Genomic DNA, 13,019 nt, shown 5'->3' with positions numbered 1-13,019 from the left:
GTTAGCCCTCCAGCTCAATGCGCGTTAAGTTATCACGCAAGATATCACCGAATTCATATTTGCCAGGAGAGACGAAGGTGCATAATGCCAAATCTTCTTCGTCCAATTCGAGTGCGCCCAAATCAACGGCGCTAACGATATCCTCAACAATCAAGGCACGTAGTAGCTGTGTTGGCAGATAATCTTGCGGCATGACTTCTTCATAGACACCGATGGGTACCATCGCACGCGGTGAGCCGTTGCTGGTGGTGGTGAAGTTGTATTTTTTGCCACCAAAAAACTGCGAAATATAGATCGGCAGTTTAGAGAAGCGGTTTTTACCAACGGTAAAGAAGTGAAATGCTGGACGCTCACGGCCTTCAGGTAGGACGCTGACTTGGTTGTGAAAGCGGCCAAGATAAGCGACGTTGCTAAACACCTTGCGTCCTGACAGCACTGAGCCTGAGATGACACGGTTTTCACCAGCGGCCAGTTGGCCTTTGGTCAATGCTGTGATGTCAGCACCGCGTTCGGTTGCGATCAGATGTGGCGTATTGACTGCAGGGCCAGCCAAGCTTAGCATACGACGTGTATATAGATGTCCAGTTGTGAACAGCTTACCAATCGCAATCACATCTTGATAGCCAATCGTCCATACGGTCACGCCGCGCATGACTGGATGCAAAAAGTGAATGTGCGTGCCGGCGAGTCCTGCTGGGTGCTTACCTACAAAACTATGATACTCAGTGACATTATTAGCCGCAGTTTTTGCAACGGGCGTCAGGCTAGCATCACCATGATGACAGACAAAAGTCTTAGGGCTGAGGGTAGATAATACTGCGAGGCCGTCATTGAACGCTTGCAGCTCCTCATTGATCAGCAGCATCGGGTCAAACGCAAGTGGATTGGTATCCATCGCGGTGACAAAGATGGCATGCGGACGGGCACCGATTTCTGGTGCGCGGCTATAGGGGCGCGTACGAAACGCAGTCCATTCGCCAGAGGCCAGCAGTTGGGTTTCAACGACCTTCGAGTCTAGGTCAGCAAGTTGCTGGGAGTCATAGCGCTCGAAGTCTACTTCTTCACCGTTTGGGTCGACCGCAATTACAAGGCTTTCAAACACTCGGCGCTCGCCGCGATTGATCGCGACGACTTTACCAGCAGCAGGGGCAGTGTAGATAACACCAACACGTTTTTTGTCTTCAAAAACGGGCTGGCCTTTAGCTACGACATCACCTTCTTTGACATTCATTGTGGGTTTCATACCCACATAATCATAGCCAATGACTGCTACATGTGTTGGTTGGTGCTCAGATATCTCGCGGGAGGGTTCACCGGTGATGGGCAAATCCAAACCTTTTTTGATGGTAATCATAAGCGAAAACTTAGTCCATAGTCTAAAACGATACCAGACGTCCTGTTTGGTATATCGGTAGCATGAACATCCGCGTCATTTAATAAAGCCCTCAACTCGCTATTCCTATAGTAGGATAGAGATACATAAGGCTTTGAAAACAACGCAAGAATATCACTGCTAGTAAGAGTATTAACGCTGACCTTAGACTCCTTAACAACACGTTAATGTCTTATTCGAATTACCAAAGTTGGCGACTGGCTACCAAGGTGTATGCTAAAACCATCAAACCAAACGCACTCACTTTGGGCGTTGGCCAAAAGCGACTGCATTGATCGTAAACAGCTCCATCATACGTTTCATTGAAAATTAAAACCTGTAAACCAGCACGATTGTCGCTTTATGAACTGGCTTTTTGTTGCAGAGCCAATGACATAAAAACGCAGCCAAGTAATCTACAAAGATAGATAAACTGGTCGAAGTCACACTAGCCCTGCCGCTGGTAGACATACGGTATATGACCATCTGCCGCTGGGAATATAGGAGTGACTGTCTAAGGCGTTATCTCATGATAGGGATGTAAGGGAGATGTATAAACAGACGTCTCAAGGGTAATGGCGTAGCGCAGTCTGCTCTCAGACTGGCATTGAAGATTGTTACGTTAACCCTTTTAGCCAACTGTCAGCCAATATTGTACTGGTTCATTTAGCTGTTGCTCGATTCATCCTGACCGCCATGAGCACTTCAGTGATGGTTAACTGAAAAAAGTGTGGCGCATGGTTGCTATCATATAGAAACAAATACAAATTTACCTAGGATTATACGCTAAATTGACCTAAAATTGCCAGCCGGTAAGTGAATTTACCTAATGTTGCCAGTGATTCCGTTTGCTAAAACTTATGGTTATGATTGTTAAGTTTTTGGCATTATTCGTTGTTTGAATTATTCAGATTTGAGCCAACACGAAGAGAATTTACTGATACTATATTCTGACTGATTTTGTCAGCCACTGATTTCGAAATGGTCTGCGGTAGTATTTTAGTATCAGTGATATGTTAGATTACTTATTTTATTTGTGCGTTATAAGGAATGTCCTATGTGTGCTGTGCCTGTCATTATTCCGGCGATTGATTTAAAAGATGGTAAATGTGTGCGCTTAAAGCAAGGCCGTATGGAGGATAATACGGTGTTTTCTGACGATCCTGTGGCCATGGCGGCGCGCTGGGTAGAAGAAGGTGCGCGCCGCTTACATTTGGTGGACTTAAACGGGGCGTTTGATGGGGTACCAGTACACAGACAAGTGGTCAATGACATTGCCAAGGCTTATCCAACTCTGCCTATCCAGTTGGGCGGCGGTGTGCGCAATATGAACACCATCGAGCAGTACATCACTGCAGGTTTGACGTATATTATTATCGGCACCAAAGCAGTCGAAGATCCCGACTTTGTCACTGAAGCTTGCCGTGAGTTTGCAGGACATATCATCGTGGGTATCGATGCCAAAGACGGTATGGTGGCGACCCATGGCTGGGCAAATGTCACTGATACTCGCGCTACCGAGCTGGCCAAGCGCTTTGCCGATGTAGGCGTATCGTCAATCGTCTATACCGACATCGCCCGTGACGGCATGATGCAAGGCGTCAACGTCGAACAGACAGTCAATCTAGCTCGCGAAGGTGGCCTGCCTGTGATTGCCTCAGGCGGCGTGACCGACATAAAAGACATCGAGCTACTAAAACCCTATGGCGACTGTATCGAGGGTATCATCACCGGCCGCGCCATCTACGAAGGCACACTCGATTTGCGTGCTGCTCAAGCATATCTAGACAGCTAAGCTCACCTAAGATTTGCTAAAAAATTACTCGCTAGGTTCTTACTTGCTGGGCTCAGCGCTCAATGGCGAGGATAGGCAACGCGCTACGGCTATCTGTTTGCTGCGCCATAGCGGCGGCGTCAAGCAAATAGCCATATGTTTGTTTGCTTTATCGTAGATAGACTTACGCCTAGCTGATAAGGTAAGACAAAGAGCAGGAACCACGCTTGCATAAGACCTTGAGGTTTTGGCAATGATGCAACAAGCAAAGGATGCTTATGTCGATTTATCTCACGCAAAAAACGCCCAACATCATCCGCCATCTGGCCAGTCTGTGTGGTCAGCTGCTGTTGCTATTGGCGCTGCTTGGTCAGCTGCCAGCTCATGCAGCTATTGAAGATGCTGCCTCCATTAGCGCTGCGCTCAGCGGTGACAATGTTGACAATGCAGAAGCGCTTGATGAAGACAATGCCGAGCCAGCACCTGTTACCTCTGACAGCATAGCTGAGACGCCAGAGATCATAGAGCCATCACCTGAGCCTGACCCGCCGCCTATCATCAGTGGTGAGAGCACCAATAACGCGCAAATCGAGACCACGCCGACTCCGCAAAAAGACAATGATATCCGCCAACGTATCACTGGCATATTTTCAGAAATAGACGGATTGCAAGCGGTCAATGTCAGCGTGACGCAAGGGGTGGTTACCCTGACGGGAGAGACGCCCAATGAAAAAAAGGCACAGCAAGCCATCAACTTGACCAATCGCTTGACAGATGTGGTCACGGTCGAAGACCGAATCAATCGTACCCTTGATGTACAAGACAACGTTACCACTGTCTATCAAGGCCTAAAAGCGCAGGTGACCAATCTAGTGAAGGCAGTGCCGCTACTATTGGTCGGTATAGTGCTGTTTGGCTTGGTGACTTGGTTTGGCAGCTGGCTCTCCAATCGCAAAAACATGTGGCAACGTCTGACGCCAAATCCATTTGTGGCAGAGCTACTGGCTCAAACCATCAAAGTTATTTTTATCATTTTTGGTCTGATCTTGGCGCTGAGTCTGATCGGCGCAGAGACTGTCTTGGGTACGCTACTTGGCGGGGCAGGCGTGATCGGTATCGCGGTTGGTTTTGCGGTCAAAGACACAATTGAAAACTATATTGCCTCACTCATGCTTAGCATCAGGCAACCGTTTCGCGCGCGCGACCACATTGTCATCAATGGGCAAGAGGGTATCGTCGTGCGCCTGACATCGCGGGCGACTATTTTGATGACCTTAGATGGCAACCAGCTGCGCATTCCGAATGCCGAGGTCTTTAAAGGTACTATTCTAAATTACACCAAAAACCCTGAGCGCCGCTTTACTTTTGAGCTGGGTGTGGACGCCAACGATGACCCGCTGGCAGCCATCAAGGTTGGACTAGATGCGATACACCAGTTGGCGTTTGTCTTAGATGAGCCAAAAGCGATTGCCGTCATTACCAATGTCGGCGACTCAAATATCATTTTAGAGTTTCAGGTATGGGTGGATCAATCCGAGACCGATTTTTCTAAAGCGCGTAGTATCGCTATTCGCGAGACTAAGCATGCGCTAGAAAATGAAGGCTTTAGCTTACCTGAGCCCATTTATCGACTGCGTTTTAACCATAAATTAGAGCAAGCTTTTGAGCAGATGCCACAAAACAACGCTACCTCGGGTGCTACCCTTACGACCACCGTGCCCAGCGCTACCTCAAGCAATCAAGCGCCAAGCTCCACCGATGATAAAGATAAAGAGCAAGCAAAAGCCCGTGCCAAAACTATTCTGCAAGGCCGCAGTGCCAGCGATGTCCTCGATGCCCGCCCCGATGATAAGCTGATGGAAAAGGTCGAGCAAGAAATCGCCGAAAACTCAGATGAGACTGACTTGCTAAATAACAATAGCCCGCAAGAATAATCAGCTTAGCGCCTGTCCTCAACTCAATCGATAGCCATCTAAGTGAGTGAAAAGTGGCTAAATTTGGCCAAACAGGGTCAAATAGCTGACTAATATCTCGAGATTATCTGCACTATCTTCCTTGTTTAGTGGCAAATGTTTAGTGGCAGTTTATCTCATTTTTATCACCATTTTTAAAATGCGAACACGCCCTAAAAAACGGCATAAAAAGTGCAATAAAATAGATATTTGATGACTATCTAGAGACGAGACACTTTTATGCAAATGAAACATTTGATTATCTTTGCACTTGTGGGCATGGTGGTATTATTGGGTTTTAATCTGATAAGCGGGCATCAGCGTGATAAGCACAGAGAGATACTAGTAAACAATAATAGCGCTGAGTCGGTGACTGCGACAGATGCAAACACTGGCGAAAATATTGCCAGTCAGCCGTTAGGTCAGCAGCCCAAGGCCATCTTGGATGATGCCACCACGCAGATAGAGCAAGCACAGCGAGCCGAGCAGCAGCGAGTCGCGCAAGTGGCTAAAGCCCAATAGCGTAGCGGGCACAAAAAAAGGCTAACACTGAGTTAGCCTTTTTTATCAATACCTTTTTATCTACTACATCTTATGTAGCTTAGCTTTTTTTGCTTGAGCCTTTGCGATTGCTGCTCTTTTTAGCTGGCGATTTTTTGGCTGGTGGTTTTTTAGCTTGGTCTTTTTTGGTTTGGTTCATCTCACTGGCTTGTAGCTTGGCTTGTAAATCAAAGTCAATTTGTAGCAAGTCCATATTAACGCCTGCGACTTTGACTTTGACCAAATCGCCCAGACCAAACAGCGTACCTTTGTCTTTACCGATAAGCTGCTGCTGCGTCTCATCATAGACAAAGAAGTCATCACCGACGTTTGAGATATGCACCAGACCGTCGATATACAAGTCAGTCAAGGTGACAAATAAGCCAAAGCTCGTCACGGTGGTCACCACGCCATTGAACTCTTCACCGACATGATCTTTCATGTAGTGACATTTGAGCCATGACTCCACAAAACGCGAGGCTTTTTCGGCGCGGCGCTCGGTATCTGAGGTTTGCGTGCCTGCGTCTTCGAGTGAAAAATCCATCACTGGCTGTTTGCTACCCGTGACTTTTGCCTTGATCGCACGATGTAGCATCAAATCAGGATAACGGCGGATAGGCGAGGTAAAGTGACTGTACTCGTCATACGCCAAGCCAAAGTGACCGATGTTGTCAGGCGCGTAGTTGGCCTGCATCATCGAGCGCAGCAGCATGCTGTGGATGCTAATGGCATCGGGTCTGTCTTTGGTGGCTTCGATGATACGCTGATAATCGGCCTGCGTTGGGCTCTCTTCTGGGAAGCTCAAACCAAAGTTTTTGGCGTACTCGTGGATACGCATGGATTTTTCGCTATCTGGCCGATCGTGGTTACGATACAAGACAGGCAGCTCATGCTTGAGAGCAAAGTTTGCCGCACAAGTATTGGCCAGTAGCATACATTCTTCGATCAGCTTTTGCGCATCGCCGCGCGTACGTGGCAATATTGCTTCAATGCCACCTTTTTCATCAAACTTAATATAGGTCTCTACTGTCTCAAACTCCATCGCATGACGCTCTTCGCGTTTTTTCAAAAGCAGCTTATAGAGTTGATGCAGTGTATCAATTGATTTTTTAACGTCTTTATTGCCTGTCAAAGAATCAGGCACGCTTTTGTCTTTTGGATTGTCAAAATACGCGTTGACTTGGTTGTACGTCAAGCGTGCTTGTGAGTGCATCACACCTGGATAAAACTCATAGCCTGTGATTTTACCAGCGCGCGATATCTTGATATCAGCCACCATACATAGGCGATCACGATCAGGGTTTAGCGAACAAAGACCATTCGACAATACTTCAGGGAGCATCGGAATGACACGATGCGGGAAGTATACTGACGTACCGCGCTCATACGCGTCTTTATCTAACGGCGAGTTTGGCGTGACGTAGTGGCTGACATCCGCGATAGCCACTAAGACGCGGTAGTTACCGCCTGAACGTTTTTCGGCATATACCGCATCATCGAAGTCGCGTGCGTCTTCACCATCGATGGTGACTAGGGGTAAATGACGTAAGTCAGTACGGCCCTTTAGGTCTTTGTCAGTAGGCTCCTCGTAATCATTGGCTTGCTTGAGAGCCGCTTCACTAAATTCTGATGGAATATCATAATTGAGCAGAGTCGTTTCGATGATCAGCTCGCGGTCGTTGTCATCGGAGAGAACTTCAGTGATTTTGCCAGTAGCAAACTCGTGCTGGTTTGGCCAATCGATGATGTCGATTTTAACGGGTGCGCCTTGCTTGGCGTTTAGAGCCTGTACGTTTTCATCAGTGACAGTAATGGGTTGGTGATGGTTTGGACTACCAAGCTCGACACAGTAACCTTCGTCATCACGTGTTAGCGTACCGATGAAGGTGTTTTGACGACGCTCTATGATATCGACGATGCGGCCTTCGGTGCGACCGCGGTTGTCTGTTGAGGTACCGATTGCGGCTACTGTATCGCCGTTAAATACCCAACGCATTTGTTTTTCGTGCAAAAACAAATCGGGCATGTCTTCTAATAGTACAAAGCCAAAACCTTTGGGATGCGCAGACACAGTACCGGTGACCACATCTTGCTTGGTCACTGTCCGATAACGATAAGGACGACCTTCACGGTTTACTTGACCGTCGCGTGCCATGGCTTTTAGGCGATTGCCCAGCGCATCAAACTGATCTGGATCTTCAATCTCAAAGATCTGCGCCAGCTGCTTGTGAGTGACTTCGCCATGCTCATTAATCGTGCTCAGTATCAGCTCGCGACTAGGGATAGGATTGTCATATCTTTTTGCCTCACTTGAGGCGTTTGGATCGTTCCAACTCATAAATTACCGTATCTATTTTTAAAATTATTAATAAGGGCTATCTTAACACGAACGACGAGGCAATATCTTGCGTCAATCGTCTAATCTGTATTAAGTCGCAACAAGCTGTCTGCTTTTACAGAAGACAGCTGAAAAAACCCATCAAATATCAATATCTACCGCACTAGACTTATCGGTGATTTTTTTGCTGTCTAATTCCTTTGAGACCTCTAGCACCGTGGTCTGATTGGATTTATCGAGATACTTTTGCGCTTTATCGACCTCAGTGGTCAAGGTGTTGACCGTTTGTTTCATGTTCTCTAGCGCTTCAACTTTATAATTGCTGATCATATCCATCGTATCATAGACATTATTGAAGGCGTTTTGCAGTTTATCAAGCTCGATACTGCTGCTGGTCGCCTGCTCATGGATCTCGCCCGATTGACGTTTGAGAATCGCAGAGGTCGATTCGATCAAACTGCTCGTAGTTTTATTCAGCGCAGTGATTTGATCAAGTACCAGTTTTTGATTGGTCATCGCTTGTGCGACCACCACCGCCGTGCGGAGCGCTGAGATGGTCGTCGTGGTCGCGCGATCGACACCTTTGATCAGCTCCAGATTGTTTTTGCGAATGGTATCAAGCGCCAAATAACCTTGGACGTTGACGGCCAACTGCGTCAAAAAGTCGGTGTTTTTTTGGCGCACATAAAACAGCATCTCTTCTTTGATGATGCGCGCTTTTTCTGGGTCAGTCGCCTCGATGGCATAGACTTTTTGCTCCAACTGCTCATCGATTTTTTTGCCCACATAAATGTACTGACGAATCGATTGCATCAGCTCCCACATATTGACTTTTTCTTGCTCAATCATGGCATTGTCTTTGAGCAGCTCGTCTTTGCCGTTATAGAGACTGGTCACGACGGCATTGATATGTGACTGCGCTGACTCGTATTGACGAAAGTAATCTTGAACCTTGTTGCCAAAAGGAATAAGGCCAAACAGCTTGCGTGAGCTGGTCAAATCTTTTTTGCTAGGGTCCAAATCTTCGACGATACCGCGCAGCTCTGTCAGAGATTTGGCGATGGGGGAGTTATCAAACAAATTGTCGTTGATGCTCTTTGCTGGCAGCTCGAGCATACGATTAGAGACTTGCGCGGACTCACGAATCTCTTTATTGCCTAAGTTGTGTATGGACTGGACGTTTTGCTGAAACTCAGGGCTATGTACAGAGTTGGTGATGACATGATCGACAAAAGCATCAACTTTAGCATCGAGCTCTGGTATTTGGCTTTTATCGAGAGTCACCATTTGGTCGGCTTCACTTTTTTGTATTTCTTTGACGGGCTCAGGCGGCGTCAGTGAAATACTTGGCGCAGCGGCGTTTTCTGGTGGCGTCAATTCTTGCATAAAGTTTCCTATAATCTCTAAAGGGAAAAAATCAGTAATATAGTTAGCTGAATGTAAAACTGTTATGGATTTAAACGCGCTACTGGTATAAATTTTACTTGCATGCTGCGTTCCCAGAGGCTGCGCAAAATTCATCCCAGTAGCGCTATGACATTTTTAGAGTGTATCGACTATACATCATCCGTGCGGTTTATGTAGTGTCGACTATATCGGGTATTGTTTTATTTAAAAGACAAGTCGCGGCCTGTATGTCACAGCCTGTGGTTTATATAAAGCCGAATAAATACAAAGGCGAATAAATACAGAGCCATTGAGCTTTAGACTAACTGGTAATGAAAAGCTTGAGAAGAGAGGTTTTGTAAAATAGCGTCAGCTTGTGATACCAAAAATAGCGTTTAAAACGCTATAACTGATAAACACTATAGGTGATAAAAACCATAGCTAATAAAGGCAGTATCGCCGCTTATGATAAATAGGCAGAAAGCCTATATACAAAAAACCATCAATATCCCGTAGCATATTGATGGTCAACAGTATAAGTATCCATATTAATCAATATCGACATTATCTAACATCGACGGATTAGCATGCCGATTAATAGCTGCCACTAACTAATAGCAATCTGGTTAGTCGATCACTTTTTCTTAGTTGGGCCGAGCAGCATACCCATCTGACGACCTTCCATCTTAGGATATTGTTCGACGTTTGAGATATCAGCGGTATCTTCAATGATGCGGTCAAGTTGCTTGCGACCAATATCTTGGTGCGCCATTTCGCGTCCACGGAAACGAATACTAATCTTAACCTTATCTTGATTTTCTAAGAAACTAATGATTTTACGCAGCTTAACTTGATAATCCGCCTCTTCAGTACTAGGGCGTAGTTTCATCTCTTTAAGCTGAGTCTGCTTTTGGTTTTTCTTAGCTTCTTTGGCCTTTTGTTTTTGATCATATAAGAAGTGCTTATAATCCATGATCTTACATACAGGCGGTTTTGCTTCAGGAACCAATTCGACCAAATCTAAGTTTTCATCACGCGCCGCTTTCATCGCGGTTTCGATATCGACCACGCCCATTTGTTCGCCGTCTTCTTTGACGAGTCGGACTTCTTTGACTTTGATATCTTCGTTGATGTTCAAACGGTTGGACTGTTTAATAGGTATTACTCCTCATCTGTTTTTGGGGTCTGTCGGCCTTTTTTACCGACAGCGGTCTGTACTAATGCCATAAAGTCAGAGATACTCATCACGCCAAGGTTTTCGCCTTCACGCGTCCGGACATTGACGCTGCCCGTTTCAATCTCTTTATCCCCTAATACTAGCATATAGGGGATACGTTCTAATGTTTTCTCTCGTATCTTAAATCCAATCTTTTCGTTACGCAAGTCGCTAACGGCTCGAATACCGACGTTTTTCAGCTCATTAACCACATTTTCACAAGCCTCTGCTTGCTTGTCAGTGATATTCATCACAACCACTTGCTTGGGTGCAAGCCATACTGGCATCCAACCGGCATAGTGTTCGATCAAAATACCGATGAAACGCTCGAACGATCCTAAAATAGCACGGTGTAGCATGATTGGGGTTTCACGCTCGTTTTGTTCGTTGACGAATTCGGCATCAAGACGCTCAGGCATATTGGGGTCAACTTGAATGGTACCGCACTGCCAGACGCGGCCTAGAGAGTCTTTTAGACTAAACTCAATCTTCGGACCATAAAACGCGCCTTCACCCGGCAAGTATTCCCAATCGAGACCTGAGCTGTCGAGAGCATCGGCCAAAGCTTTTTCGGCAAAATCCCAAGACTCATCAGAGCCAACACGCTTTTCAGGGCGGGTGGAGAGCTTCATGATGATGTTATCAAAGCCGAAGTCTTCATAGACTTTTAGGGTCAGTTTAATAAAGTCAGCGACCTCTTGCTGAATTTGTGCTGCGGTACAGAAGATATGCGCATCATCTTGCGTAAAGCCGCGTACGCGCATCAAACCATGCAAGGAGCCTGATGGCTCATTACGGTGACACGAGCCAAACTCTGCCATACGCAGTGGCAGGTCACGATATGACTTTAGGCCTTGGTTAAATACTTGCACGTGACATGGGCAGTTCATTGGCTTCACCGCATAATCACGGTTTTCGCTGGCAGTGGTAAACATATTGGTGGCATAGTTGCCCCAGTGTCCTGAGCGCTCCCACAAGCTACGATCGACGATTTGCGGTGTTTTAATTTCTTCATAGCCGTGATCGTATTGGACTTTGCGCATATATTGCTCAAGCACTTGATAAATCGTCCAGCCATTAGGGTGCCAAAACACCATGCCCGGCGCTTGCTCTTGCATATGAAACAGATTGAGCGCTTTACCAATTTTACGGTGGTCGCGTTTTTCTGCTTCTTCAATACGCTGGATATAGGCCTTTAGGTCTTTTTTATCAGCCCACGCTGTACCATAGATACGTTGCAGCTGCTCGTTTTTGGCATCACCGCGCCAGTATGCACCCGACATTTTGGTCAGTTTAAATACTTTTAAGAAGCGCGTGTTTGGTACGTGCGGGCCACGGCACATATCGACGTATTCTTGATGGTGATACAGACCAAAGGCTTCTTCACCCGGCATATCATTGATCAGTTTCAGCTTATAATCTTCGCCGCGCGCTTCGAATATCTTGATGACTTCATCGCGCGGTGTCATTTTTTTGATGACATCATAATCTTGTTTGATCAGTTGCATCATGCGTTTTTCGATGGCTTCCATATGCTCAGGGGTAAACGGCGTCTCGCTATAGATGTCGTAATAAAAACCATCTTCGATGACCGGTCCGATGACCATTTTTACCTCTGGGTAGAGCTGTTTTACTGCATGACCTAACAAGTGGGCGCAGGAGTGGCGAATGATATCGACACCATCAGCGTCTTTTGGCGTCACGATTTCAACTTTGGCATCATGGGTGATCGGATCGTGTGCATCGACTAATTGACCATCAACGCGCCCAGCGACCGTCGCTTTGGCAAGTCCTGCACCAATACTCTGCGCCACTTCCATGACGGTGGTATTGCCTTCAAAGTTTTTTACGCTACCATCTGGTAAAGTAATCGCTACCATAATCTATTCACCTTTTTGGATCCGTTGGCAGTGATGATTGCAACCATCAATCATATAACCGTAAGACCGCATCATTTATATCTAACTGCTGTGATATGTTAAGAAAAGTACCACCCAAAGTACTAAGTTGAGACGATATTAACAGCAGGCTTTTGGCCACTTTATCTAAAGGCTCACTTTAGCATTACAAGGTAGTGTCATAAAAGCCACTATTATAGCAAACACTGCCTAGCAACACTAGGTTGGAGACTGTTGGAGACTATAGATACAAAGTGACAAGAGTATTATAACAAGCGACGTCAGCACGGTGACTGTTCAAGTATCGATGCAGCACTTGATGCTTCAAAGTTACCTGATTACCGCTGCTATGAAAAATAACGTTTTATCTCGCTGCATCATGTTTATATCGGATTGACTATATAAGTATTTATTGAACCCCACTCTCAACTTCGAAAGTGATTGAAAAAAGAAGAGCACCTCACTAATCTATTGTTTTCGACCAAGAATACAATGGAGTTGTGAGATGCCCATAGACGAATTTATCATCAATATCTATTTAAT

At 46.1% G+C, this 13,019-nt stretch carries 8 protein-coding genes; 3 read left to right on the top strand and 5 right to left on the bottom strand.

All coding sequences use genetic code 11. From position 1 onward, the window contains the following. Position 1 precedes the first annotated feature (1 nt). Positions 2-1,354, bottom strand: a complete 1,353-nt coding sequence (locus JMX98_RS05960) for a Na(+)-translocating NADH-quinone reductase subunit A (RefSeq protein ID WP_201585296.1) — start codon at positions 1,352-1,354, stop codon at positions 2-4. A gap of 1,075 nt (positions 1,355-2,429) precedes the next feature. On the opposite strand from JMX98_RS05960, the gene hisA reads away from it, so the two are divergent. The 3 genes from hisA (at position 2,430) to JMX98_RS05945 (ending at position 5,620) form a co-directional block, all read left to right on the top strand. Beyond that, entirely contained in the window at positions 2,430-3,167 is a 738-nt protein-coding gene (gene hisA, locus JMX98_RS05955) for a 1-(5-phosphoribosyl)-5-[(5-phosphoribosylamino)methylideneamino]imidazole-4-carboxamide isomerase (protein ID WP_201585295.1), read from the top strand. Positions 3,168-3,424: 257 nt separating this feature from the next. Further along, positions 3,425-5,080 (top strand): mechanosensitive ion channel family protein, encoded by a 1,656-nt coding sequence (locus JMX98_RS05950; RefSeq protein ID WP_201585294.1) that lies wholly within the window; start codon positions 3,425-3,427, stop codon positions 5,078-5,080. Between the two features lie 258 nt (positions 5,081-5,338). Then, complete coding sequence (locus tag JMX98_RS05945) at positions 5,339-5,620, top strand: hypothetical protein (RefSeq protein WP_201585293.1); 282 nt, start codon at positions 5,339-5,341, stop codon at positions 5,618-5,620. 79 nt (positions 5,621-5,699) lie between these two features. On the opposite strand, the gene rnr is transcribed toward JMX98_RS05945, so the two are convergent. The 4 genes from rnr to thrS all read right to left on the bottom strand — a co-directional run bounded on the left by rnr (position 5,700) and on the right by thrS (position 12,458). Next, complete coding sequence (gene rnr / locus JMX98_RS05940) at positions 5,700-7,976, bottom strand: ribonuclease R (RefSeq protein ID WP_201585291.1); 2,277 nt, start codon at positions 7,974-7,976, stop codon at positions 5,700-5,702. 141 nt (positions 7,977-8,117) lie between these two features. Further along, positions 8,118-9,362, bottom strand: coding sequence for a toxic anion resistance protein (locus tag JMX98_RS05935; protein WP_201585289.1), 1,245 nt, complete (start codon positions 9,360-9,362; stop codon positions 8,118-8,120). 634 nt (positions 9,363-9,996) lie between these two features. Beyond that, positions 9,997-10,500, bottom strand: coding sequence for a translation initiation factor IF-3 (gene infC, locus JMX98_RS05930; RefSeq protein WP_105244391.1), 504 nt, complete (start codon positions 10,498-10,500; stop codon positions 9,997-9,999). Positions 10,501-10,523: 23 nt separating this feature from the next. Beyond that, positions 10,524-12,458, bottom strand: coding sequence for a threonine--tRNA ligase (gene thrS / locus JMX98_RS05925; protein ID WP_201585287.1), 1,935 nt, complete (start codon positions 12,456-12,458; stop codon positions 10,524-10,526). Positions 12,459-13,019 lie beyond the last annotated feature (561 nt).

The organism is Psychrobacter sp. HII-4 (assembly GCF_904846595.1).
Classification (GTDB): domain Bacteria; phylum Pseudomonadota; class Gammaproteobacteria; order Pseudomonadales; family Moraxellaceae; genus Psychrobacter; species Psychrobacter celer.
Note: the sequence above shows the minus strand (reverse complement) of the source record. Positions and strands in the feature narration are given on the sequence as shown.